The sequence below is a fragment of the Mycolicibacillus koreensis genome, from assembly GCF_002104795.1.
Taxonomy (GTDB): Bacteria; Actinomycetota; Actinomycetes; order Mycobacteriales; family Mycobacteriaceae; genus Mycobacterium; species Mycobacterium koreense.
Genome location: NZ_NCXO01000037.1, coordinates 1 through 23,955 on the forward strand (window position 1 = coordinate 1; position 23,955 = coordinate 23,955).

At 69.5% G+C, this 23,955-nt stretch carries 21 protein-coding genes and 2 tRNA genes; 5 read left to right on the forward strand and 18 right to left on the reverse strand.

Annotation, left to right across the window (positions count from 1 at the left end):
- Positions 1-29 precede the first annotated feature (29 nt).
- From B8W67_RS15075 to B8W67_RS15105, 7 genes are all read right to left on the reverse strand, one after another.
- Positions 30-2,750 (reverse strand): valine--tRNA ligase, encoded by a 2,721-nt coding sequence (locus tag B8W67_RS15075; RefSeq protein WP_234806777.1) that lies wholly within the window; start codon positions 2,748-2,750, stop codon positions 30-32.
- A gap of 54 nt (positions 2,751-2,804) precedes the next feature.
- A complete protein-coding gene (locus B8W67_RS15080) occupies positions 2,805-3,383 on the reverse strand; it encodes a DUF937 domain-containing protein (RefSeq protein ID WP_085304792.1) in 579 nt (192 codons plus the stop codon).
- 74 nt (positions 3,384-3,457) lie between these two features.
- Complete coding sequence (locus tag B8W67_RS15085; protein WP_069393419.1) at positions 3,458-4,714, reverse strand: saccharopine dehydrogenase family protein; 1,257 nt, start codon at positions 4,712-4,714, stop codon at positions 3,458-3,460.
- A 92-nt stretch (positions 4,715-4,806) separates the two neighbouring features.
- Positions 4,807-5,127 (reverse strand): transglycosylase family protein, encoded by a 321-nt coding sequence (locus B8W67_RS15090; RefSeq protein ID WP_275080523.1) that lies wholly within the window; start codon positions 5,125-5,127, stop codon positions 4,807-4,809.
- 960 nt (positions 5,128-6,087) lie between these two features.
- Positions 6,088-6,714 (reverse strand): molybdenum cofactor guanylyltransferase, encoded by a 627-nt coding sequence (gene mobA / locus B8W67_RS15095; protein WP_264033516.1) that lies wholly within the window; start codon positions 6,712-6,714, stop codon positions 6,088-6,090.
- A gap of 8 nt (positions 6,715-6,722) precedes the next feature.
- A complete protein-coding gene (locus tag B8W67_RS15100; protein ID WP_069393422.1) occupies positions 6,723-7,790 on the reverse strand; it encodes a 2-oxoacid:ferredoxin oxidoreductase subunit beta in 1,068 nt (355 codons plus the stop codon).
- On the reverse strand, positions 7,787-9,790 hold the full coding sequence (locus B8W67_RS15105) for a 2-oxoacid:acceptor oxidoreductase subunit alpha (RefSeq protein WP_372507478.1): 2,004 nt from the start codon (positions 9,788-9,790) through the stop codon (positions 7,787-7,789). The genes B8W67_RS15100 and B8W67_RS15105 overlap by 4 nt, the downstream gene beginning before the upstream one ends.
- Positions 9,791-10,205: 415 nt before the next feature.
- Here B8W67_RS15105 and fdhD point away from each other — a divergent pair, with 415 nt between their 5' ends.
- Positions 10,206-11,069 (forward strand): formate dehydrogenase accessory sulfurtransferase FdhD, encoded by an 864-nt coding sequence (gene fdhD, locus B8W67_RS15110; protein WP_069393423.1) that lies wholly within the window; start codon positions 10,206-10,208, stop codon positions 11,067-11,069.
- On the opposite strand, the gene clpX is transcribed toward fdhD, so the two are convergent.
- Positions 11,066-12,349, reverse strand: a complete 1,284-nt coding sequence (gene clpX, locus B8W67_RS15115) for an ATP-dependent Clp protease ATP-binding subunit ClpX (RefSeq protein ID WP_069393424.1) — start codon at positions 12,347-12,349, stop codon at positions 11,066-11,068. The genes fdhD and clpX overlap by 4 nt on opposite strands.
- Positions 12,350-12,600: 251 nt before the next feature.
- Here clpX and mmuM point away from each other — a divergent pair, with 251 nt between their 5' ends.
- A complete protein-coding gene (gene mmuM, locus B8W67_RS15120) occupies positions 12,601-13,503 on the forward strand; it encodes a homocysteine S-methyltransferase (RefSeq protein ID WP_069393425.1) in 903 nt (300 codons plus the stop codon).
- Positions 13,504-13,505: 2 nt separating this feature from the next.
- On the opposite strand, the gene B8W67_RS15125 is transcribed toward mmuM, so the two are convergent.
- The 4 genes from B8W67_RS15125 to B8W67_RS15140 form a co-directional block, all read right to left on the reverse strand.
- Entirely contained in the window at positions 13,506-14,141 is a 636-nt protein-coding gene (locus tag B8W67_RS15125; RefSeq protein ID WP_069393426.1) for an ATP-dependent Clp protease proteolytic subunit, read from the reverse strand.
- Between the two features lie 5 nt (positions 14,142-14,146).
- The gene (locus tag B8W67_RS15130; protein ID WP_109470191.1) at positions 14,147-14,749 is read right to left on the reverse strand and encodes an ATP-dependent Clp protease proteolytic subunit; all 603 of its coding nucleotides are present in this window, start codon (positions 14,747-14,749) and stop codon (positions 14,147-14,149) included.
- Positions 14,750-14,843: 94 nt separating this feature from the next.
- Positions 14,844-16,256, reverse strand: coding sequence for a trigger factor (tig, locus tag B8W67_RS15135; RefSeq protein ID WP_085304796.1), 1,413 nt, complete (start codon positions 16,254-16,256; stop codon positions 14,844-14,846).
- 48 nt (positions 16,257-16,304) lie between these two features.
- Positions 16,305-16,381: transfer RNA gene (locus tag B8W67_RS15140), tRNA-Pro, on the reverse strand.
- Between the two features lie 106 nt (positions 16,382-16,487).
- On the opposite strand from B8W67_RS15140, the gene B8W67_RS15145 reads away from it, so the two are divergent.
- Both B8W67_RS15145 and B8W67_RS15150 read left to right on the forward strand, forming a co-directional pair.
- Positions 16,488-16,558, forward strand: a tRNA-Gly gene (locus tag B8W67_RS15145).
- A 33-nt stretch (positions 16,559-16,591) separates the two neighbouring features.
- Entirely contained in the window at positions 16,592-17,779 is a 1,188-nt protein-coding gene (locus B8W67_RS15150) for a serine hydrolase domain-containing protein (protein ID WP_085304798.1), read from the forward strand.
- Here the strand turns inward: B8W67_RS15150 and B8W67_RS15155 are convergent, their stop codons facing one another.
- The 3 genes from B8W67_RS15155 to B8W67_RS15165 are packed head-to-tail and all read right to left on the reverse strand — an operon-like array spanning position 17,780 to position 19,693.
- Entirely contained in the window at positions 17,780-18,574 is a 795-nt protein-coding gene (locus tag B8W67_RS15155; protein WP_085304800.1) for an Fpg/Nei family DNA glycosylase, read from the reverse strand.
- 2 nt (positions 18,575-18,576) lie between these two features.
- Complete coding sequence (locus tag B8W67_RS15160; protein WP_085304815.1) at positions 18,577-19,056, reverse strand: ribose-5-phosphate isomerase; 480 nt, start codon at positions 19,054-19,056, stop codon at positions 18,577-18,579.
- Positions 19,057-19,069: 13 nt separating this feature from the next.
- Entirely contained in the window at positions 19,070-19,693 is a 624-nt protein-coding gene (locus B8W67_RS15165) for a mycothiol-dependent nitroreductase Rv2466c family protein (RefSeq protein WP_069393431.1), read from the reverse strand.
- A 197-nt stretch (positions 19,694-19,890) separates the two neighbouring features.
- Here B8W67_RS15165 and pepN point away from each other — a divergent pair, with 197 nt between their 5' ends.
- The gene (pepN, locus tag B8W67_RS15170) at positions 19,891-22,449 is read left to right on the forward strand and encodes an aminopeptidase N (RefSeq protein ID WP_085304817.1); all 2,559 of its coding nucleotides are present in this window, start codon (positions 19,891-19,893) and stop codon (positions 22,447-22,449) included.
- 6 nt (positions 22,450-22,455) lie between these two features.
- On the opposite strand, the gene B8W67_RS15175 is transcribed toward pepN, so the two are convergent.
- Genes B8W67_RS15175 through ctaJ form a run of 3 tightly spaced genes read right to left on the reverse strand, consistent with a single transcriptional unit; the run spans position 22,456 to position 23,946 of the window.
- Positions 22,456-23,235 (reverse strand): hypothetical protein, encoded by a 780-nt coding sequence (locus tag B8W67_RS15175; protein WP_234806778.1) that lies wholly within the window; start codon positions 23,233-23,235, stop codon positions 22,456-22,458.
- 26 nt (positions 23,236-23,261) lie between these two features.
- The gene (locus B8W67_RS15180; RefSeq protein WP_069393433.1) at positions 23,262-23,729 is read right to left on the reverse strand and encodes a DUF5130 family protein; all 468 of its coding nucleotides are present in this window, start codon (positions 23,727-23,729) and stop codon (positions 23,262-23,264) included.
- On the reverse strand, positions 23,716-23,946 hold the full coding sequence (ctaJ, locus tag B8W67_RS15185) for an aa3-type cytochrome oxidase subunit CtaJ (protein WP_069393434.1): 231 nt from the start codon (positions 23,944-23,946) through the stop codon (positions 23,716-23,718). Before ctaJ ends, B8W67_RS15180 begins: the two co-directional genes overlap by 14 nt.
- Positions 23,947-23,955: the final 9 nt, after the last annotated feature.

A 23,955-nucleotide genomic window follows, 5' to 3' on the forward strand; every position in this document is an offset into this window, starting at 1 on the left:
GCCGGGGTCTGCGGGGTCTCCGGGGTCGGTCACGTCGGCTCCGCCAGACCGGCCAGCCGCGCGCTGATGCGCTCGGTCTCCTCGCGCGCCAGCTGTTGGCGGTCGCGGATCTTGGTGACCACCGCGGCCGGCGCCTTGTCCACGAACGCCGGGTTCTGCAGTTTGGCGGTGGTGGTGGCCAGTTCCTTCTCCGCGGCGGCCAGGTCCTTGCTGAGCCGGCGGCGCTCGGCGGCCACGTCGACGGTGCCGGAGGTGTCCACCTCGACCATCACGGTGCCGCGGGCCAGCCGCACCTCCACCGACGCCGACGGGGTGAACCCGTCGCCCGGCTCGGTCAGCCAGGCCAGCGACCGCACCACCGCCAGCTGGTCGCTCAGCTGCGCGTCGTCGACCCCGGCCAGGCGGGCCGGCACCTTCTGGCGGTCGGCCAGGCCCTGGTCGCTGCGGAAGCGGCGCACCTCGGTCACCAGCTTCTGCACGTCGGTGATCCGCTGGGCGGCCACCGGGTCCAGCTCCGCGCCCGAGGGCTGCGGCCAGGCCGCGATCACCAGCGACTCGGCGTCGCCGCCGCCGGGGCGGGTCAGCGCCTGCCAGAGGGTCTCGGTGACGAACGGGATCATCGGGTGCAGCAACCGCAGCAGGGTGTCGAGCACGGTGGCCAGCACCGCGGCGGTGTGGGCTTTCGCGTCGGCCGCCTCGGTGAGCTGCACCTTGGCCAACTCCACGTACCAGTCGCAGAACTCGTCCCAGGTGAAGTGGTACAGCGCTTCGCAGGCCTTGCCGAATTCGTAGCCGTCGAGGGCCGCGTCGACCTCGGCGCGCACCTGTTCGAGCCGGCCGAGGATCCAGCGGTCGGCGTCGGTGAGGGCCCCCGGGGCGGGGGCCGCCACCGCGGTCGACGCGCCGTTGAGCAGCGCGAACCGGGTGGCGTTGAACAGTTTGGTGACGAAGTTGCGCGACGCCCGGGCGTGATCCTCACCGATCGACAGGTCTCCGCCGGGGTTGGCGCCGCGGGCGAGGGTGAACCGCAGCGCGTCGGCGCCGAACTGCTCCACCCAGTCCAGCGGGTCGATGCCGTTGCCCCGCGATTTGCTCATCTTGCGGCCGTGTTCGTCGCGGATCAGCCCGTGCAAAAACACGTTGTCGAACGGCACCGTCGGGCGCCCGGGGCCGGCCGGGCCGGCCGGTGTCGCCTCCCCGGTGATCGTCGGGTCCGTACCGACGAAGGTGCCGAACATCATCATCCGGGCCACCCAGAAAAACAGGATGTCGTAGCCGGTGACCAGCACGCTGGTCGGGTAGAACTTCGCCAGCTCCGGGGTGCGCTGCGGCCAGCCCATCGTCGAGAACGGCCACAGCGCCGAGGAGAACCAGGTGTCGAGCACGTCGGGGTCTTGGTCATAGCCCGGCGGCGGGGTCTCGTCGGGGCCGACGCAGACGACCTCGCCGTCGGGGCCGTGCCAGATCGGGATGCGGTGACCCCACCACAGCTGCCGGGAGATGCACCAGTCGTGCATGTCGTCGACCCAGGCGAACCAGCGCGGCTCCAGGCTGGCCGGATGGATCACGGTGTCGCCGTGGCGCACCGCGTCGCCGGCGGCGGCCGCCAGCTGCGAGACCTTGACCCACCATTGCAGCGACAGCCGCGGTTCGATCACCTCACCGCTGCGTTCGGAGTGCCCGACGCTGTGCACATACGGGCGTTTCTCCGCGACGATGCGGCCCTGCTCGGCCAGCGCCTCACGCACTTTGACGCGCGCCTCGAACCGGTCCATGCCGTCGAAGGGTGTTCCGGTGTCGGCGATCCGGCCCTTGGTGTCGAGTATCGACGGCATCGGCAGCTGGTGGCGCAGCCCGATCTCGAAGTCGTTGGGATCGTGGGCGGGGGTGACTTTGACTGCGCCGGTGCCGAATTCGGGGTCGACGTGGGTGTCGGCGACGACGACGATCGCGCGGTCTAGAAACGGGTGCGCCAGTGTGGTGCCGACGAGGTCGCGGTACCGGCGGTCGTCGGGGTGCACCGCGATCGCGGTGTCACCGAGCATGGTCTCCACCCGGGTGGTGGCGACCACGATGTGCGGTTCGGCGTCGTCGAGGGAGCCGTACCGGAAGGAGACCAGCTCCCCCTCGATGTCAGAGTATTTGACCTCCAGGTCGCTGATCGCGGTCTCCAGCACCGGCGACCAGTTGACCAGTCGTTCGGCCCGGTAGATGAGCCCGGCGTCGTAGAGGCGTTTGAAGATGGTGCGCACCGCGCGCGACAGGCCGTCGTCCATGGTGAACCGTTCGCGGCTCCAGTCCACACCGTCGCCGAGCCGGCGCATCTGTTCGCCGATGGCGCCGCCGGATTCCCGTTTCCACGACCACACCTGCTCGATGAAGCGGTCGCGGCCGAGTTCCTCCTTGCGGGTGCCGGCGGCGGCGAGTTGGCGCTCCACGACGCTTTGGGTGGCGATGCCGGCGTGGTCCATGCCGGGCAGCCACAGCACCTCGTAGCCCTGCATGCGTTTGCGCCGGGTCAGCGCATCCATCAGCGTGTGGTCCAGGGCGTGACCCATGTGCAGGCTGCCGGTCACGTTCGGCGGGGGCAGAACGATCGAGTAGCCGGGCTTGGCGCTGTGCGGGTCGGCGGTGAAGTAGCCGGCTTCAACCCACCGCTGGTAGATCGCACCCTCCAGCGCACCCGGGTCCCAGGATTTGGGTAGGGCGGCGGCGTCCTCGGCGATGGGGCGGTTTGAGCTGACGGTCACCCGTCTGATTCTAGGAAGCCGTCCGAACGCCACCGGCCACCCGGGCGGGTCGGGCTATTTTTTGCCGCCGAGCAGCCCGCCGAGGATGTTGCCGAGCACGCCGCCCTTGTTGTCGCCGAGCACGCTGCCCAGGATGCTGCCCAGCGCATTGTTGTTGCCGCCCCCGCCGAGGATGCTGCCGAGCACCTCGCCGAGCCCGCCCGAGGAGGACTGGGGTTCGGCCTCGGTCTTGCCGCCGAGCTGCTTGCCGATGTAGGCCAGCACGATCGGGGCCAGGATCGGCAGCAGCTTCTGCATCAACTCGTTGTTGCCCGCACCCCCGCCGGCGAGCGCGGCGGCAACCTCGTCGGCGCCGTTACCGCCGAAGATCTTCGCGATCGCCTTCTGCCCGTCGTTTTCGTCGACCTGGTCGACCGAGACGCCGGCGTCGAGCAGGCCGCGCGCCGCGTGGCTGGTCGCGGCGTTCTCGATCTCCGAGGCGTGATCGGTGTCCTGGGCGTTCTGCTGCAGGCCCCCGACCAGGACCGGGACCAGCGTCTGGATGGCGGTGTTGACCTCGCCCTCATCGGCGCCGAGTTTGGCCGCGATCTGCTGGGTGGGGATCTGCGCGAAGAGGTCGTCGAGACCGGCCATGGTGCGCCTACTTTCGTCGGGTCAATTCGTCGGGTCAAAGGGGGCGCCACGTCGTCGCGCCTACGGCGACGACCCTATCCCAAGCGGCTGACCTCCAACATCACTTCAGCGGCCGGAAAACGCTCCAGCAGCGCGTCGCCCATGGCCGCCGCGGGGGTCAGCACCCCGGTCAGCGGGGAGAGCCGGTCGCGGTCCAGCGCCAACGCCAGAGCGCTCTCGCCGAGCAGCACCGCAGTCGCCTTGTAGCCGGGATCACCCTGTTGGGAGAGGCTGGCCCGGTAGCGCGCCCCGGTGGTGGTGATCGTGTACGTCTGCGCCTGGTAGAAGCCGGTCTCCCGCAGGCTTTCGCTGGGGCCGGTGCCGGGCTTGGGGGCCAGACGCTCCACCCAGCGGCGCGGCAGCAACCGGAAGTAGCGGTTGCCCATCGCCACGGCCGCCTTGCTGCCGACGGTGACCAGCGCCGCGGCCGCCGACGCCAGCTTCGAGGAGCCCAGGCTCATCTGCTCGCTGTAGCGGAACCGCCGACCGTAGGCCCAGCCCAGAAGTTCGTTGCTGCGGCGCACCACCCGGGTGTTGTAGGGCGCCATGAAGAACCCGCCGGTCCAGATCCCGGCCAGTTCGGGGGCGATCTCCCCACCGCGCCGCCACGGGAAGTCCGGCTGGGCACCCAGTTGCGGCTCGGCGGCCGGGTCGGCGCTGAAGGTGTAGGGGTCGCTGACCAACCGGCGTGCCTCGGGATCGCTGGAGGCGGTGTGCATCATCTCCATGCCCGAGGCGATCGTTCCGCCGGACATGCCCCCACGGAACCGGCGCAGCACGAAGTCGGTGTCGAGCATCTGCCCGGCGCCGTCGGCCACCACCTGCCGGTGCAGCGCGTACACGCTCAGGTCCGACGGGATGGAATCGAAGCCGCACGCGTGCACGATGCGCGCGCCGGTGTCGACGGCCTGTTTGTGGTAGCCGTCGATGCTGGCGCGGACGAACATCGCCTCCCCGGTGAGGTCGGCGTAGTCGGTGCCGGCCTCCGCGCAGGCCGCGACCAGCGGCAGCCCGTAGCGGGTGTAGGGCCCGACGGTGCTGACCACCACCCGGGTGCGTTCGGCCATCTCGGTCAACGAGGCCGGTTCGGAGGCGTCGGCGTGCAGGATCGCCCAGGACTCGGCGGGCGGACCCAACGCGTCGCGCACCGCGCGCAGCCGGTCCTCGTTGCGGCCGGCCAGCGCGATGCGGGCCGCGCCGCCGGCCCGCGCCAGATACTGCGCGGTCAGCGTGCCGACGAAGCCGGTCGCGCCGTAGAGCACCAGATCGAATTCACGTTGCGGTTCGGGCATGGCGCCGACGTTACTCGGCGCCGGGGAATACAGAACGGTGCCGGACCCCCGCGGGGTCCGGCACCGTCGTCAGCGTTTGTCGATGGCGAGCGTCAGCCCTGCGCACCGCAGACCGGCCAGGCGCCGATCCCCTGGGTGGCGAGCACGTTCTCGGCCACCCGGATCTGCTCCTCGCGGCTGGCGTTGTGCGGCAGACCAGCCCCACCGTTGGCCGACCAGGTGCCCGGCGCGAACTGCAGCCCACCGTAGTAGCCGTTTCCGGTGTTGGTTCCCCAGTTGCCGCCGGACTCGCAGGCCGCGACCGCGTCCCAGTCGACGTCCGCGTTGGCGGTGGCGGTCGACAGGGCCAGCGGGGCCAGCACCATGCCGCCGGAGAAGGCGGCGACGGTCAGGGTCTTGCGGAGGTTCTTCAACATCGTTCCTTTCGCGGGGCGTGCACCGCTGCCCGGGGCCGGGCGGGAAGGGGCGGGACGTGCCGTCTCGGTCAGGCACGGCAGCAGGGGCAGGCGGGGGCCTGTCAGGAGCCCGTCGGGGGCCCGGCAGCGGGCGTCCCGGCGCTGGCCCACCCAGGCGAACCGAACTCGAGGCACTCGAGAACGCTGACGACGGGTTGGCGGGGTCCCTTGGCGGTGTCCCAGCCCTGCTCACACGCGGATCCGTGGATTTAGTTTTATTTGCTCCAAATCGGAACGAAAAGCACGGTAGAAGAACTTCTGGCCCTTCGTCATCTCGGCGACACGGATATCTCGAACAGATAACGACGTGATCACGGATAGGTCATGGGATGATCTCTGCAGGTCAGCCGGGGCGATGGGAGAGACACCTTCTCCGACACGCCGAAACGTTATTGTGAGTCAACTCACGGTGTTTTTGTGACCCGGCCCACCGTCGCGCGCGCCGCCGCCGGGCCGCATCGAGCCGCCGCCGTCGTCGCGGCGCGCCAGCTCGGCCCACACGGGCCCCTCACCCCGGTTGTGCTGCAGGTTTCCCGTCGTCGGTCTGCTGTCGCGTAGTTTGCCCACCGCAGTTTTCCGCCCCATCGGCAGACCCCGTCCGCCCACGCCGGCCCATCGGCCGCGCTTGGGCGCCGCCGGGCGGTGGCGCCGAAGCCGCCACGTCGTCGCGATCGCCTGTCGTCGCGCCGCAGCCGGGCCCGCCGGGTCGCCACAACGCCGAAACTCACTGTGCGCCACAGCGTTTACCGGACCGAGAGGGCCGACGGGAGGCGATCACGGCCCACGGCGATGGTTTTCCCCGCGTTCGAATAACGCTTTCATAAAGCGTGAATTACTTCATGTCAGTGAATTCGTCGCGATTAATACGTTTTGAGTGCCACGAAACAATGGTCGATGATTCGATGTCTCACCGCAGTGTCAATTTGCTCTATTTGCTTGCCGGGCGCTCAGCGCCTGCAGGTCGGCCGGTGAGTTGACGTTGGTCAGCTCCGGCAGGCCGCCGGTCTCGCCGGGCGCGGTGACCGCGACGCGGTGGGTGTCGGCGGCCTCGACGAGCGATCGCATGCTGCGGTGCCCGGCGGCCACCAACGCCGCGGCACGCTCCCCCAGCGCCGTGCGATACAGCGCGGCCAGGTAGTGGGCGCGACCGTCCCAGGGCAGCACCACCTCGCCGTGGTGGGCTGCGGTCGCACCGATCAGCCGGTCCAGGAACTCCGCGGTGAGCAGCGGCAGGTCCACCGCCGCCACGAACGCCCAGTCGGCGCCGGCGGCGTGGGCCGCCTGCAGCCCTGCGGCGGTGGCGGCCAGCGGTCCGAGGCCGGGCTCGCGGTCACGCAGGATCTGCGCTCCGAGGTCGGGCAGGGGTTGGCCGGGGGCAGCCACCACGAACAGCGGGCGGCAGCGGGAACCGACGGTGGCCACGGTCTGCTCGACCATCGTGGCGGCGCCGGCCGGGGCCGGAAGGGTCGCCTTGTCGACGCCCATGCGCCGCGATGCCCCGCCGGCCAGGACGATCCCCGCGGGCGTGCGCGGCGGGGAGCTCACGTCGGCCTCTAGTCGACGGTCCAGGTGTCGCGTCCCCGCAGCAGCGACTGCAGGGCCGCCGAGTCGTGCGGGGTGGCCTCGCGGGCGGCGGCGACCTGCGCGCGCGCCTGGTCGTCGTAGGTGGGTTTGTTGATCTGGCGGAAGATTCCCATCGGGAAGTGCGCGAGATGCTGGTCGGACAGCCGCGACAACGCGAAGGCGTAGGAGGAGTCCTCCAGGGTCGCGTCGTGCACCACGATCTGGTCGGCGGCGACGTTGGCGGTCTTGGCGACCTCGAGGCCGTAGTCGGCCTTGACCACGCAGTATTCGCCGTTGGCGCCGAAGATGACCGGCTCGCCCTGGCGGACGTGGATCAGCCGGTCCTCCGAGCCCTCCTTGCGCAGCAGGTCGAAGGAGCCGTCGTTGAACACCGGGCAGTCCTGCAGGATCTCCACCAGCGCCGACCCCCGGTGCTGCATCGCACCCTGCAGCACCTCGGTGAGGCCCTTGCGGTCGGAGTCCAGCGCACGGCCGACGAAGGTGGCCTCCGCCCCGATCGCCAGCGAGACCGGGTTGAACGGGTTGTCCAGTGAGCCCATCGGCGTGGACTTGGTGACCTTGCCGGTCTCCGAGGTCGGCGAGTACTGCCCCTTGGTCAGCCCGTAGATCCGGTTGTTGAACAACAAGATGGTGAGGTTGACGTTGCGCCGCAGCGTGTGGATCAGGTGGTTGCCGCCGATCGACAGGGCGTCGCCGTCCCCGGTGACCACCCACACCGACAGGTCCTCACGGGCGGCGGCCAGCCCGGTGGCGAACGTGGGCGCGCGACCGTGGATGGAGTGCACCCCGTAGGTGTTCATGTAGTACGGGAACCGGCTGGAGCAGCCGATGCCGCTGACGAACACGATGTTCTCCCGCCGCAGGCCGACCTGCGGCAAGAAGTTGCGGATCGTGTTGAGGATGGCGTAGTCGCCGCAGCCGGGGCACCACCGCACCTCCTGGTTGGAGGTGAAGTCCTTGCCCTTCTGCGGCTCGTCGGTGGTGGGCACCCCGCTGACGGCGGTCAGCGGCAGCTCCCGATCGGTCAGGTCGGTCATGCCTTCGCTCCTAGCGCTTCCGCGGCTTCTGCTTGACTCGTGATGGTGACGGCCGCGGCTCGCGCCAGGTCGGCCTTCTCGTCCTCCTGCGCCCGCAGCGTCCCGTCGAGCGCTGCGGCAATGATCTCCTCGACCTCGTCGGCCAGGAAGGCCCGCCCGGCGACCTTGGTCACCGACTGCACGTCGGCGAGGTAGCGGCCCCGCAGCAGCAGCGCGAGCTGACCGAGGTTCATCTCCGGCGCCACGATCTTCGGGTAGCGCTTCAGCACGTCTTCGAGGTTGGCCGGGAAGGGGTTGAGGTAGCGCAGGTGGGCGTGAGCCACCGGCGTACCCGCGCGCCGGGCCCGCCGGCAGGCCTCCCCGATCGGCCCGTAGGAGCTGCCCCAGCCGATGATCAGCAGCTCGGCCTCGCCGCTGGGGTCGTCGACCACCAGGTCGGGCACCTCGATGCCGTCGATCTTGGCCTGCCGCAACCGCACCATCAGGTCGTGGTTGTTCGGGTCGTAGGAGATGTCGCCGGTGCCGTTGAGTTTCTCCAACCCGCCGATGCGGTGCTCCAGGCCGGCGGTGCCGGGCACGGCGAACTGCCGCGCCAGCGTCTGCGGGTCCCGCGCGTAGGGCTCGAACGGCTCCTCCGCGCGGGCGAAGGTGTGCTCGATCGGTGCGAGGTCGGCGATGTCGGGGATCCGCCAGGGCTCGGACCCGTTGGCGATGGCGCCGTCGGAGAGCAGGATCACCGGGGTGCGGTAGGTCAACGCGATCCGCACGGCCTCGATCGCCACCGCGAAGCAGTCCGACGGGGTGGCCGGGGCGAGCACCGCCACCGGGGATTCACCGTTGCGCCCGTAGAGGGCCTGCAACAGGTCGGCCTGCTCGGTTTTGGTGGGCAGACCGGTCGACGGTCCGCCCCGCTGCACGTCGATGAGCAGCAGCGGCAGCTCGGTCATCACGCCGAGCCCGAGCGCCTCGGACTTCAGCGACAGCCCCGGACCGGAGGTGCTGGTCACCCCCAGCGCGCCGCCGTAGGAGGCGCCCAGGGCGGCGCCGATGCCGGCGATCTCGTCTTCGGCCTGGAAGGTGAGGATGTTGAAGTTCTTGTGCTTGGACAGCTCGTGGAGGATGTCGGAGGCCGGGGTGATCGGGTAGGTGCCCAGCAGCACCTGGGTGTCGGCCAGGTGGCCGGCGACGACGACGCCGTAGGCCAGCGCGGTGTTGCCCGAGATCTGCCGGTATTCGCCGGGGGCGAGCTTGGCCGGCGACACCTCGTAGGTGGTGCCGAACGCCTCGGTGGTCTCGCCGTAGTTCCAGCCGGCCTTCAGCGCCAGCACGTTGGCCTCGGCGATGTCGGGCTTGTTGGCGAATTTCTCCCGGATGAACGTCTCGCTGGTCTCGATGGGCCGGCCGTACATCCACGACAGCAGGCCCAGCGCGAACATGTTCTTGGCTCGAGCGCCGTCCTTCTTCGTCGCCCCGATCGACTCGACCGCCCCGAGGGTCAGCGAGGTCATCGCCACCGGGATCACCACGTAGTCGGAGAGTTCCTCGGTCTCCAGCGGGTTGGCCTCGTATCCGATCTTGGCGAGGTTGCGCTTGGTGAACTCGTCGGAGTTGGCGATCACCATCCCGCCGCGCGGCAGGTCCTCGATGTTGGCCTTCAGCGCGGCCGGGTTCATCGCCACCAGCACGTCGGGGCGGTCGCCGGCGGTGAGGATGTCGAAGTCGGCGATCTGGATCTGGAACGACGACACCCCCGGCAGGGTCCCCTGCGGGGCCCGGATCTCGGCAGGGTAGTTCGGCTGGGTGGCCAGGTCGTTGCCGAACAGCGCGGCCTCGGAGGTGAACCGGTCACCGGTGAGCTGCATCCCGTCGCCGGAGTCCCCGGCGAAGCGAATGACGACCTTCTCGATCTTCTGCCGACCCGGTGCCGCAGACGATGCGGCTCCAGACCCGTTGGTTGCGTTGGCTCCGCTGTCGATGTTCGGCTCCACGTTCGGCTCCACGCCGCTGCCTTTCCTGCTGGTCTACGCGCGAACACTCGGCTTCACAGGCGCGAATCCGCGCCGCCGGAGGGTGCCCGCCAAGTTTTTATGTCACTGCCGGTACCGATTATTGCACTCTTCTTAGGGTTACAGCGATGCCCACCCCGGGGGACACGCCGCGGAACTTTCAGCAAACATCCAGCTCAGCCGCACGATCAGGAGCCCTTTTTTGCGCCGATGTGGTTTTGGTCACGTTTGCGCGGCGGCAAAGATTAAGAAACTGATCTACCCGCAAGTAACGTTTGCTAGCGGTCGGCGGCCTCTCCCGGGGCGGCCCCGCTGGCTTCCGGGGCCCACCGCGGACCACAATGGAGGCCATGCCCCTGCGCCCCGCCTGTCCGGTGACCCCGGCGACCCCGGTCAAGGCCGCGCCGCGATGGGGCGGCTGACCGCGCGCCGGCGGATCCGGCGACTGGGCCCGCACGGCGCGACCGAGCGCAGCGAAACCCTCGCCGTCGAGGAGCCGCTGGAGATCCGGGTCGACCACGCCCCGCTGACCGTCACGATGCGCACCCCGGGCTCCGACGTCGAACTCGCGCAGGGCTTTCTGCTCACCGAAGGGGTGATCACCGCACGCGAGGACGTGCAGCGGGCCCAGTTCTGCGCCGGAGCCGACCGCGGCGAGGGCGCAGACGGCGTCAACAGCTACAACGTGCTCGACGTGACGCTGGCCCCCGGGGTGGCGCCGCCCGACCCGGGCGTGACGCGGAACTTCTACACCACCTCCTCGTGCGGGGTGTGCGGTAAGTCGTCGCTGGAAGCGGTGAAGCTGACCAGCCGGCACCGACCGGCGGTCGACCCGGTTACCGTCAGCGCCGACACCCTGAGCGGATTGCCGCCGCGGCTGCTCGCCGAGCAGAACGTGTTCGCTCGCACCGGCGGGCTGCATGCGGCGGCGGTGTTCGACGCCGACGGCACCCTGCTGGTGGTGCGCGAGGACATCGGTCGGCACAACGCGGTGGACAAGGTGATCGGCTGGGCGGTGGAACACGACCGCATCCCGCTGACCGGCACGGTGCTGTTGGTCAGCGGGCGGGTCTCGTTCGAGTTGACCCAGAAGGCCGTGATGGCCGGGGTGCCGGTGCTCGCGGCGGTGTCCGCACCGTCGTCGCTGGCGGTGGATCTGGCCGCCGAGGCGGGGGTGACCCTCGTCGCGTTTCTGCGCGGCGAATCGATGAACGTCTACAGCCGCGCCGACCGGGTGCGCGACGACGCGCCGGGGCCGGGCAGGACGCGCTAAGCGCTCTTGTCGCGGCGCTCGGTGCGCGACGGTTTGCGGGGCACGATCGTGGGCAACACGTTGTCCTCGACGGTCTCGCGGGTGACCACCACCTTGGCGACGTCGTCGCGGCTGGGGATGTCGTACATCACCGGCAGCAGGACCTCTTCCATGATGGCGCGCAGCCCACGGGCACCGGTGCCCCGGTGGATCGCCTGATCGGCGATCGCCTCCAGCGCGTCATCGGTGAACTCCAACTCCACACCATCGAGCTCGAACAACCGGGTGTACTGCTTGACCAGGGCGTTCTTCGGCTCGGAGAGGATCTTGACCAGCGACTCCTGATCCAGGTTGGTCACCGACGCCACCACCGGGAGCCGCCCGATGAACTCCGGGATCAACCCGAATTTGATCAGGTCTTCCGGCATCACCTCGGCGAAGTGGTCGGTGGTGTCGACCTCGGCCTTGGAGTGCACCTCCGCGCCGAAGCCCAGGCCGCGCTTGCCGATCCGGTCGGAGACGATCTTCTCCAGGCCGGCGAACGCACCCGCGACGATGAACAGCACGTTGGTGGTGTCGATCTGGATGAACTCCTGGTGCGGGTGTTTGCGCCCGCCCTGCGGCGGCACCGACGCCTGGGTGCCCTCCAGGATCTTCAGCAGCGCCTGCTGCACCCCTTCACCGGAGACGTCACGGGTGATCGACGGGTTCTCGCTCTTGCGGGCGATCTTGTCGACCTCGTCGATGTAGATGATGCCGGTCTCGGCACGTTTGACGTCGTAGTCGGCGGCCTGGATGAGTTTGAGCAGGATGTTCTCCACGTCCTCACCGACGTAGCCGGCCTCGGTGAGCGCGGTGGCGTCGGCGATGGCGAACGGGACGTTGAGCATCTTGGCCAGCGTCTGCGCCAGGTAGGTCTTGCCGCAGCCGGTGGGCCCGAGCATGAGGATGTTCGACTTGCTCAACTCCACCGACTCCCCCGAGCGGGAGTCGCGGTTCTTGTCGCCGGCCTGGATGCGCTTGTAGTGGTTGTAGACCGCGACCGCCAGGGTGCGTTTGGCGGTGTCCTGACCGATGACGTAGCTCTCCAGGAAGTCCCGGATCTCCGCCGGCTTGGGCAACTCGTCGAGTTTGACGTCGTCGGCGTCGGCGAGTTCCTCTTCGATGATCTCGTTACACAGATCGATGCACTCATCGCAGATGTAGACCCCGGGGCCGGCAATGAGCTTTTTGACCTGCTTCTGGCTCTTCCCGCAGAACGAGCACTTGAGCAGGTCACCACCATCTCCGATGCGTGCCATGGTGCTGGGCTCCCACTTTCCTGTTCGCCGTCGGTCTCGGGTAGCGCCGGACGGTTGCCTCGACGCTACCCGCTTGCTGCGCCGCCCCGCGACTGATAATGCCGAATCGCGCCGCCGGTTGTGCGTGTCTGTCGAACCTATCCCCTGACCCGGCCGACGACCGGCGGGACGCGCCGCCGTGTTGGGGGCGTGTCGCAGCCGTGACCGGATCGAGAAGCCGACCCTGTCGGCGGGGCCCTACAGTTGAGGCCGTGCGGTTCGCCGTGCCCAACACTACCGTCCTGGTCGCCGACGGCGGTCTGGCGACCACGCTGGAGGCCGCCGGTTTCGACCTGTCCGATCCGCTGTGGTCGGCGCGGCTACTCCTGGACGCCCCGGACGCGATCACCGCGACCCACGAGCGGTTTTTCCGCGCCGGCGCCGACATCGCCACCACCGCCAGCTATCAGGTGTCGTTCGCCGGATTCGCCGACCGTGGCGTCGACGCCGCGCAGACGACCGCGGTGCTGCACCGCAGTGTCGCGCTGGCCCGCGGCGCCGCGACCCGCATCGGCGGGCGGCGTACGGTGGCCGCCTCCATCGGCCCCTACGGCGCCGCACTGGCCGACGGCGCGGAGTATCGGGGCCGCTACGGGTTGAGTGTGGCGCAGTTGGCGGCCTGGCACCGGCCCCGCCTGGAGGTGTTGGCCGCGGCCGGCGCCGACGTGCTGGCCTGCGAAACCATCCCCGACGTCGATGAGGCCGAAGCGCTGGTGGGCCTGCTCACCGAGGTCGATGCGCCGGGCTGGCTGAGCTACACCATCGCCGGTCAGCGCACCCGGGCCGGCCAACCGCTGGCTGAGGCGTTCGCGCTGGCCGATGCCGCCGATCAGGTCTGCGCGGTCGGGGTGAACTGTTGCGACCCGGCCGATGTCGCCCCGGCGATCGAGATCGCCGCGGCCGTCACCGACACACCGGTGATCGTCTATCCGAACAGCGGCGAGCGGTGGCACCACGGTCGGTGGTCGGGTCCGCCGACGTTCACCGCCGCCGCGGCGGCCGACTGGGTGGATGCCGGCGCCCGCATCGTCGGCGGCTGCTGCCGGGTGGGCCCGACGCAGATCGCCGCGCTGGCCCGCCGCCTCGCCGGTCGTGCGACGCCGGGCCGGCGGTGAACTCAGGCGTTCTGCGCCGAGAGCTTGCGGTACTCCAGCACGGTGTCGATGATCCCGTACTCCTTGGCCTCGCTGGCGGTGAGGATCTTGTCGCGGTCGGTGTCGCGGCGGATCACCTCGGGGTCCTTGCCGGTGTGGCGGGCCAGGGTGGCCTCCATCAGGGTGCGCATCCGCTCGATCTCGGCTGCCTGGATCTCCAGGTCGGAGAACTGGCCCTGGATCACTCCGGCCAGCTGCGGCTGGTGGATGAGCACCCGCGCGTTCGGCAGCGCCATCCGCTTGCCCGGGGTTCCGGCGGCCAACAGCACCGCCGCCGCCGAGGCCGCCTGCCCCAGACACACGGTCTGGATGTCGGCCCGCACGTACTGCATGGTGTCGTAGATCGCCATCAGCGAGGTGAACCCACCGCCGGGCGAGTTGATGTACATGGTGATGTCGCGGTCGGGGTCCTGGGACTCCAACACCAGCAACTGGGCCATCACGTCGTTGGCCGAGACGTCGTCGACCTGGGCGCCGAGGAAGATGATCCGCTCGTCGAAGAGTTTCGCGTACGGGTCGACGATGCGCTCCCCGAGGTGGGTCCGCTCGCTGAACTGCGGGAGCACATAGCGCGCCTGGGGGGTGATGGCAGGGTTCATGGGGTTCATGAGGAGGCTCCGTTGACGTGGGCGCGGGTGATGATGTGGTCGACGAAGCCGTATTCCAGCGCTTCCTGGGCGGTGAACCACCGGTCGCGGTCGGAGTCGGCCTCGATGCGTTCGATGGGCTGGCCGGTGAATTCGGCGTTGAGCCGGAACATCTCCTTTTTGATGACGGCGAACTGTTCGGCCTGGATCGCGATGTCGGCCGCCGAGCCGGTCACCCCGCCCAACGGCTGGTGCATCAGGATCCGGGCGTGCGGCAGGGCGTGGCGCTTGCCCTTGGTGCCCGCGGCGAGCAGGAACTCGCCCATCGAGGCGGCCATCCCCATCGCGTAGGTCGCGATGTCGCAGGGCGAGAGCGTCATGGTGTCGTAGATCGCCATCCCGGCGCTGATCGACCCGCCCGGGGAGTTGATGTACAGCGCGATGTCTTTGGTGGGGTCTTCGGCGGACAGCAGCAAAATCTGCGCGCACAACCGGTTGGCGATGTCGTCATCGACCTGGGATCCGAGGAAGATGATGCGTTCGCGCAACAGCCGTTCATAGACCGAGTCGGTCAGGTTGAAGCCCAGCCCGTCCGACCGCATGTCAGTCATACCGCTCACCGTTGGGTACCTGCTTTCTCTTTTTCGTCTGCTCCGACAGTAACGAACCGAACCCACGCACCGGCCGTCAAACGCGGCGCGTTCGCTGACAGCGTCACTCGGAGTCGTCGGCGGGCTGGTCGGCCTGGTCGGCCTCGTCGGCCGAGGGGCTCTCGGCGGTCTCGTCGGTTTCGGCGTCCGCCGCGTCGGGCCGGCCGAAGAACTCGCTGGTGTCGATCGTGGTGCCGTCGGTGTCGGTGACCGTGGCCGCCTCCACCACCGCGGCGATGGTCAGCCCGCGCCGCACGTCGGCGAAGACCTGCGGCAGCTGGTTGTTCTGCTGCAGGTAGCCGACCAGTTGCTGCGGCTCGATGCCGTACTGGCGCGACATCATCACCAGCCGCTCGGTGAGCTCGTTCTGGCCGACCTGGATGTCCAGGTCGTCGGCGACGGCGTCGAGCAGCAGCTGGGTTTTGATGCCCTTCTCGGCGTTCGCGCGGGTCTCGGCGTCGAACTCCTCCCGCGAGGAGCCCTGCTCGGCGAGCTGCTCGGCGAACTTCTCCTCGTCGTGGTCGAGGCCGTGGACGGCGTTGTGCACGGTGTCGTCGATCTGTGCCTGCACGATCGACTCCGGCAGCGGCACCTCGACCTTCTCCACGAGCTGCTCGAGGGCGGCGTCGCGGATCTTCTCGGCCTGCTCGACCCGCTTGGTGCGGCGCACCTGCTCGGTGAGGCTCTCCCGCAGCTCGCCGATGGTGTCGAATTCGCTGGCCAGCTGCGCGAACTCGTCGTCGGGCTCGGGCAGTTCGCGTTCCTTGACCGAGCCGACGGTGACGGTGACCTCGGCTTCCTTGCCGGCCTGCTCGCCGGCGGCCAGCGTGGTGGTGAAGGTGGCCGACTCCCCGGCCTTCAGGCCGATGAGCGCCTCGTCGAGCCCCTCGATGAGCTGACCGGAGCCGACCTCATGGGAGAGGCCCTCGGTCGCCGCCTCGGCCAGCTCGGTGCCGTCGACGGTGGCCGACAGGTCGATCGAGACGAAGTCGCCGTCGGCGACCGGGCGCTCCACCCCGGTCAGGGTGCCGAAGCGGGCCCGCAGCGACTGCAGCTCGGCGTCGACCTCGTCGTCGGCGACCTCGATCGGGTCGACCTGGATCTTCAGGGCCGACAGGTCCGGCAATTCGATCTCGGGACGCACGTCGACCTCGGCGGTGAACGCCAACTCGTCGCCGTCCTCGATCTTGGTGATGTCGATGTCGGGCTGGCCCAGCGGGGAGAGTTCGAGCTCGGCGACCGCCTGGCTGTAGCGCGCCGGCAGCGCCTCGTTGACCACCTGCTCGAGCACCGCGCCCCGACCGATGCGGGCCTCCAGCAGCTTGGCGGGGGCCTTGCCGGGCCGGAAGCCGGGCAGCCGCACCTGTTTGGCCAGCTGCTGATAGGTGCGGGTGAAGTCGGGCTCGAGTTCTGTGAAGGGCACCTCCACGTTGATGCGAACCCGGGTGGGGCTCAACTGTTCGACGGTGCTCTTCATGTCCGGTGTACTCCTCGGGTCGATGTCCGGCGGTCTGGTGGTCGCGACTGGTCGGGGTGACAGGATTTGAACCTGCGACCTTCCGCTCCCAAAGCGGATGCGCTACCAAGCTGCGCTACACCCCGCGGCTGACCAGGCGATCCTACGGCCCGCCCCACACCGACACCCCGGCGGCATCACGATTGGATTTGACCTGCACCGCGCCGGTACAGTCAGGCGTTGGTTATGCATGCGGGCGTAGCTCAATGGTAGAGCCCTAGTCTTCCAAACTAGCTACGCGGGTTCGATTCCCGTCGCCCGCTCGAGGGAGGGGCCGCTCCTTGACAGGAGGCGACGTGAGCGCCGTCGACATCCACGGCTCGTACGCCCCGGCGTACCAGCGGGTGGCCGAAGAGTTCGCGCGCAACTTCACCGCCCGCGGGGAGCTCGGCGCGGCCGTGGCCGCCTTCGTCGACGGGGAACTCGTCGTCAACCTGTGGGGCGGGTGGATCGACCCGGCCGGCACCCGGCCGTGGCACGTCGACACCTTGTCCACCGTCTTGTCCGGCACCAAAGGGATCACCAGCACCTGCGTGCACCACCTGGTGGAGCGTGGCGTGGTCGAACTCGACGCCCCGATCGCCCGCTACTGGCCGGAGTTCGCCCAGGCGGGCAAGGCCGACGTCACCCTGGCCATGGTGCTCAGCCACCGCTCCGGGGTGATCGGGCCGCGCGCGCCGATGCCGTGGCAGGACGTCACCGACTGGGATCTGGTCTGCACCCGGATCGCCGCCGCCGAGCCGTGGTGGGCGCCGGGCACCGCCCAGGGCTATCACATGACCACCTACGGGTTCATCGTCGGCGAGGTGATGCGCCGGGTCACCGGCGGCACGGTGGGTGAGTATCTGCAGGCCGAGGTCGCCGGTCCGCTCGGCGCGGAGATCCACATCGGGGTGCCCGCCGATGAGCAGCCGCACCGCTGCGCCGACCCGGTCGACAAGCCGACCATCCGCCAGATGCTGGGGTCGGTCAACGCCCCGACGCATCCGACCAGCCTGGCCGACCATCCCAAAGCGGGCCTGGCGGTGGCGATGGGCTTCGCCCCCGACGACGAGATCGCCACCAACGATCTGACGCTCTGGCGGCAGCTGGAGTTTCCCGGCACCAACGGGCAGGTCTCGGCGCTGGGCACCGCGACGTTCTACAACGCGTTGGCCCAGGAGAAACTGCTCAGCCGCGCGCACATGGACCGCGTCCGGGTCTGCCAGGGCGGGCTGGACACCGACCTGGTGTTGGGCCCGCGGGTCGCCGACCACGGCTGGGGGCTGGGATACATGCTCAACCAGCGCTGCGTCAACGGCCCCAACCCGCACATCTTCGGCCACGGCGGACTGGGCGGCTCCTTCGGGTTCGTCGACCTGGAGCACCGGATCGGCTACGCCTATGTGATGAACCGGTTCGATGAGACCAAGGCCAACGCCGACCCGCGCAGCGTGGCGCTGTCCAACGAGATCTACCGCACCCTGGGTGTGATCACCGACTGATCAGCTCTGACAGGTCGGACACCAGAACACGTTGCGTCCCTCCATCACCGCGGTGCGCACGGTATCTCCGCACACCCGGCACGGGTCGCCGGCACGGCGGTACACATACGTGCGGGGCTTGCCGGGCCCGTACGAAGGCGCACCGTGGTCGTGGTCGGCGCGCACGACGATGATCTTGCCGGTACGCAGGCCCACCTTCATCAACGACACCAAATCGGTCCACGCCGCATCGAATTCGGCTTCGCCGACCGCGGTGCCCGCGCGCCGCGGGTCGATGCCGTGACGGAACAGCAACTCGGCGCGGTAGACGTTGCCGACACCGGCGATCACCCGCTGGTCCAGCAGCAGCCCGCCGATCGGTCTGCGCGACTTGGTGATTCGTTTCCACGCCAGTCCGGGATCGGCGTCTTTGCGCAACGGGTCGGGGCCGAGGCGCGCGACGATGTCAGCGACCTGCAATTCATCGATGACCTCGCAGGCGGTCGGTCCGCGCAGATCGGTGCCGTAGTCGGCGCCGACAAGCCGCATCCGGACCTGCCCGACCGGCTCGGCCATGGGGGTGGGCTGCTCGGCGAACGTTCCGTACAGGCCGAGATGGATGTGCACGATCGGGCCGTGCCCGTAGTGGTGGAACAGGTGTTTGCCCCACACGCTGGCCCGGGTGAACACCTGCCCGCTGACCCGCGCCGCCCCGTCGGCGAACCGGCCCTGCGGGCTGCTCACCACCACCTCAGTACCGGCGAAGCGGCGCTGATGCAGCCGCCCGAGCCGATGCAGGGTGTGCCCTTCGGGCACGGCTATCCGGGGGTGCCGGGCACCGGCGGTGCGGTGTGGGTGCGCTCGTAGTCGGCGAGGATGTCGATACGCCGTTGGTGGCGGTCGGCCTCCGACCACGGTGTCGCCAGGAAGGCGTCGACGATGGCCAACGCCTCGCTCACGGTGTGCATCCGTCCGCCGATGCCGATCAGCTGGGCGTTGTTGTGTTCACGGGCCAGTTGGGCGGTCTCCACGCTCCACGCCAGTGCGCAGCGCGCCCCGGGGACCTTGTTGGCCGCGATCTGCTCGCCGTTGCCCGACCCGCCGAGCACGATGCCCAAGCTGCCCCGGTCGGCCACGGTGCGCGTCGCCGCGGCGATGCAGAACGCCGGGTAGTCGTCGTCGGCGTCGTAGTCGAACGCCCCGCAGTCGACCGGCTCGTGCCCGGCGCCGGTGAGGTGCTCGATGATCTGCTGCTTGAGTTCGTAACCGGCGTGGTCAGCGCCGAGGTAGACACGCATGCCGGTCATTGTGTCAGTCGAACTCGGGCCCCTCGGTGCGGGTCCGCTTCAGTTCGAAAAAGTGGGGATAAGACGCGAAGGTCACCGAGGCGTCCCACAGGGCACCGGCTTGCTCGCCGCGCGGGATGCGCGAGAGCACCGGGCCGAAGAACGCCACCCCGTTGACGTGGATCGTGGGGGTGCCGACATCGGTACCGACCGGATCCATGCCGGCGTGGTGGCTGGCGCGCAGCGCCTCGTCGTAGCTCTCGGAGGTGGCCGCGTCGGCCAGCTCCGCGGGCAGGCCCACCTCGTCAAGGGCGGCGGCGATGACCGCCGGCAGGTCCTTGTTGTTCTCGTTGTGGATGCGGGTGCCCATCGCGGTGTAGAGGGGGGCGAGGATCTCCGCGCCGCGTTGCTGTTCGGCGGCGATCGCCACCCGCACCGGCCCGAGCGCCTTCGCCAGCCCCTCCCGGTACTCCTCGGAGAGATCGTCGCGGCCCTCGTTGAGCACCGCCAGGCTCATCACGTGGAAGTGCACCTCGATGTCGCGGACCTTCTCCACCTCGAGGATCCACCGTGAGGTGATCCAGCACCACGGGCACAGCGGGTCAAACCAGAAGTCGGCTCTCGATTTCACCGGGGTCTCCTCAACCATGGGGTTCTCGTCACGTCAGACACCACAACCGTAACCGCCGCCGGGCGCGCGCCGCCGATGACAACTGAGATCGATGCCCCAGCGGACATACACCCGCAAAAAACGGGGAGGTGTGTCCACTGGAGCGTCGATCTCAGCAGCAATCCGGCCCGGCGAGTCATCGGCGCTCCCCTCGCGCCCCGCTAGGGTGAGTGATCGTGGCACTTCCCAACCTCACCCGTGATCAGGCCGCCGAGCGGGCCGCGCTGGTCACCGTCGACAGCTACCAGATCGCCCTCGACCTCACCGACGGCGCCGGCCGGCCCGGCGAGCGCACGTTTCGTTCCACCACCACGGTGATTTTCGAGGCGCTGGCCGGCGCGGACACCGTGCTCGACCTTGCCGCCGACCGGGTTCACCGCGCCACCCTCAACGGTGTCGAGATCGACATCAGCGGCTACGACGAATCCACCGGTATCCCGCTGCGCGGGCTGGCCGACCACAACACCGTGGAGGTCGACGCCGACTGCAGCTACTCCAACACCGGTGAGGGTTTGCACCGGTTCGTCGACCCGGTCGATGACGAGGTCTACCTGTATTCGCAGTTCGAAACCGCCGACGCCAAAAGGATGTTCGCCTGTTTCGACCAGCCGGACCTCAAGGCCACCTTCGCGGTCACCGTCACCGCCCCCGAACACTGGGAGGTGGTGTCCAACGGCGCCACCGCCGCGGTGCGCGACGGGGTGCACACGTTCGCCACCACGCAGCGCATGAGCACCTACCTGGTGGCGCTGATCGCCGGTCCCTACGCGCGCTGGGACGACGTCTACCGCGACGAGCACGGCGAGATCCCGCTGGGGTTGTTCTGCCGGGCCTCACTGGCCGAGCACATGGACGCCGAGCGGTTGTTCACCGAGACCAAACAGGGCTTCGGCTTCTACCACCGCAACTTCGGCATCCCGTACGCCTTCGGCAAATACGACCAGTTGTTCGTCCCGGAGTTCAACGCCGGGGCGATGGAGAACGTCGGTGCGGTCACCTTCTTGGAGGACTACGTCTTCCGGTCCAAGGTGACCCGGGCCTCCTACGAGCGGCGCGCCGAGACGCTGCTGCACGAGATGGCGCACATGTGGTTCGGCGATCTGGTCACCATGCGCTGGTGGGATGACCTGTGGCTCAACGAGTCGTTCGCCACGTTCGCCGCGGTGCTCTCCCAGGCCGAGGCCACCGAGTACACCCAGGCGTGGACGACGTTCGCCAACGTGGAGAAGTCGTGGGCGTACCGCCAGGACCAGCTGCCCTCGACGCATCCGATCGCCGCTGACATCCCGGACCTGGCCGCGGTGGAGGTCAACTTCGACGGCATCACCTACGCCAAAGGCGCCTCGGTGCTCAAACAGCTGGTCGCCTACGTCGGGTTGGAGCATTTCCTCGCCGGGTTGCGCGACTACTTCGCCAAGCACGCCTTCGCCAACGCCACCTTCGATGATCTGCTCGCCGCGCTGGAGCGCGCCTCCGGACGCGACCTGTCCGACTGGGGTGCGCAGTGGCTCAAAACCACCGGCATCAACACGCTGCGGCCGGATTTCGACGTCGACGCCGACGGCAGGTTCACGCGGTTCGCCATCGACCAGTCCGGTGCGACACCGGGCGCCGGGGAGACCCGGGTGCACCGGTTGGCGGTCGGGATCTACGACGAGGACGACACCGGTCGGCTGGTGCGCACCCACCGCGAGGAACTCGACATCGAGGGAACCAGCACCGAGGTGCCCGCCCTGGTCGGTGTGCCGCGGGGCGCGTTGATCCTGGTCAACGACGATGACCTGACCTACTGTTCGCTGCGGCTGGACGCCGACTCGCTGGCGACCGCGCTGGATCGCATCGCCGACATCGCCGAGCCGCTGCCGCGCACGCTGGTGTGGTCGGCGGCCTGGGAGATGACCCGGGAAGCCGAACTGAAGGCCCGCGACTTCGTGGCCCTGGTGTCCCGGGGCATCGCCGCCGAGAGCGAGGTGGGGGTGGCGCAGCGGTTGCTGATGCAGGCCCAGACCGCGCTGGGTTCCTACGCCGACCCGGAGTGGGCGGCGGCGCAGGGCTGGCCGGCCTTCGCCGACCGGTTGCTGGAGTTGGCCCGTGCCGCCGAGGCGGGCTCGGACCACCAGTTGGCGTTCGTCAACGCGCTGTGCGCCTCGGTGCTGTCCGAGGCGCACACCGAGGTGCTCGCCGCGCTGCTCGACGCCGATCCGTCCGGGCAGGGCCTGCCCGGGTTGACCGTCGATGCCGACCTGCGCTGGCGGATCCTGACCGCGCTGGCCCGCTGCGGCCGGGTCGACACCGCCGAGATCGACGCGGAGGCCGACCGGGACGCCACGGCCGCCGGCCGGCGTGCCGCGGCGCAGGCCGCCGCGGCACGCCCACAGGCGGCGGTCAAAGAGCAGGCCTGGCAGCGGGTCATCGAGGATGACACGCTGGCCAACATCACCGGTCGGTCGATCATCGCGGGCATCGTGCAGCCCGGTCAGGCCGAGTTGCTCACGCCGTTGACCGCCCGCTACTTCGCCGACATCGGCGGGGTGTGGCAGCGGCGCTCCAGTGAGGTGGCCCAGACCGTCGTGATCGGGTTGTACCCGAGCTGGGACATCAGCGTCGAGGCCGTCGCGGCGGCCGAGGAGTTTCTGGCCGACCCGCAGGTGCCGCCGGCGTTGCGCCGCTTGGTCACCGAGGGACAAGCCGGGGTGCAGCGCGCGTTGCGCGCCCGCGCGGCCGACGCGACGTAACCGCGCTCAGCGATAGCCGCCGTCGGAGAGCCCCGCCTCGACCTCGAACCGGTTCACCCCGCCGCTGCACCGGGCCCGGGCCTCGGCGCCGAGATAGCCGGCGGCCATGCGCACCGGTCCCAGCCGCGCCCACTGCCGGCAGTGCCGCTCCTCATGGTGCAGGACCCGGTCCAGATCCAGCCCGCCGCGCACCGGGGCGCCGTCACCGCGGTACCACATCCGGCCGGATTCGATGATCGTCCGCAGCTGCCACTCCGCGCCGAGCCGATGATCCAGATTGGCCATGAACAGGTCCCCGTAGGTGGTGCCGCCGCGGCGGGCGAACCGGGTGTGCATCCTGCTGCCGGCCAGGCCCATCAGGATGCCGTTGGGGGTGGTGGCCAGGGCCCCGGCGGAGGCCAGCACCGGACGCACCGCTCGATAGCTCCACCGGTTGGCCCACTGGCGGTCGGCGATGCGGGCCAGCTCCCCCACCGAGTACCCGGCGGGGGCGAAATCGGTGTGGCCGCCGCGGGCGCCGTAGCCGGTGCCGGCGTTGAGCAGATAGGTCGCCAGCACCGCCGCGCGCGCCTGAACCGCGGTGGTGTCGGCCGGCAGCAGGAAGTAGGACGCGCCGTGCGGATCGGCGAGCTCGATCATCGACGCCAGCACGACGAAGCTGCCGGGGCCGATCCGACGGCGATCGATCAGCGCGTCGATCACCGCGGGATCGACGCGCTGGCGCCGGGCGTTGGCCAACCATTTCTGGTGCAACGCCGACGCGCTCATCCCGGGGGTGTCACGCACCGGTTCTCTGGAGCCGGCGCCGCGGGTCAGCCCGGGGAGATCGCGGCGCTGATCACCCGCACCGCGCTGATCAGTCCGTCGATCAGGTTGCCCTCGGCGAAGGCGGCCGCACCGGCTGCGACACCGAGCGGGGCGGCTGATTCGGCGCCGCGCCCGCGCAGGTCGGCGCCGTAGGCGACCTCGACCGCACGCTGGTCCGGGGAGACCGCCACCAGCACGGCGTTGTTCGGGGTGGGCACCGATCCGAGGATCTCCCGGGCGCGGGCCGCGGTGTCCGATCCCAGCTCACCGATGTAGACCGCGAACACGGCCTGCGCGCCCCGCGACCCGTAGGTCAAGGCGTCGTCGAGGCGTACCAGGTCTTTGATCGGGAACGGGTAGTCCACCGACAGCGCACCGGGCTCGGTGATTCCGGAGACCCGCCCGCTGCTGGTGATCACCGAACCGGCCGGCAGGCTGGCGGGATCGATCGTCGCGACGTCACCACTTGCCACTTGCGCCACCTCCCACACTGAACTCGGCGCTGTCGTGCCCGTGGGCGGACATCCGGGCGGCCTCGTCGGTGGCCGCCCACAGTACCGGCGGATGCGTCCACGGCTCCGACATCTGGTAGGTCGGCGCGTGTGCGCCCTTGTGGGACCAGATCCACAGGGACAACAGCAGCGTCAGCCCCAGTGGGATGCCCACGAAATAGAGGTGGATCTCTGCCATGCTCACGGT

Coding starts and splice junctions, on each gene's coding strand:
- B8W67_RS15100 (WP_069393422.1), bottom strand. CDS start 7,790: ATGACCGACCTGACCGATCGGGAGCTGCCGCTGACCGCCGTCAGCGGG.
- fdhD (WP_069393423.1), top strand. CDS start 10,206: ATGGGGCGGCTGACCGCGCGCCGGCGGATCCGGCGACTGGGCCCGCAC.
- B8W67_RS15085 (WP_069393419.1), bottom strand. CDS start 4,714: ATGCCCGAACCGCAACGTGAATTCGATCTGGTGCTCTACGGCGCGACC.
- B8W67_RS15165 (WP_069393431.1), bottom strand. CDS start 19,693: ATGGTTGAGGAGACCCCGGTGAAATCGAGAGCCGACTTCTGGTTTGAC.
- B8W67_RS15080 (WP_085304792.1), bottom strand. CDS start 3,383: ATGGCCGGTCTCGACGACCTCTTCGCGCAGATCCCCACCCAGCAGATC.
- tig (WP_085304796.1), bottom strand. CDS start 16,256: ATGAAGAGCACCGTCGAACAGTTGAGCCCCACCCGGGTTCGCATCAAC.
- B8W67_RS15160 (WP_085304815.1), bottom strand. CDS start 19,056: ATGCGTGTCTACCTCGGCGCTGACCACGCCGGTTACGAACTCAAGCAG.
- ctaJ (WP_069393434.1), bottom strand. CDS start 23,946: ATGGCAGAGATCCACCTCTATTTCGTGGGCATCCCACTGGGGCTGACG.
- B8W67_RS15125 (WP_069393426.1), bottom strand. CDS start 14,141: ATGAACCCTGCCATCACCCCCCAGGCGCGCTATGTGCTCCCGCAGTTC.
- clpX (WP_069393424.1), bottom strand. CDS start 12,349: ATGGCACGCATCGGAGATGGTGGTGACCTGCTCAAGTGCTCGTTCTGC.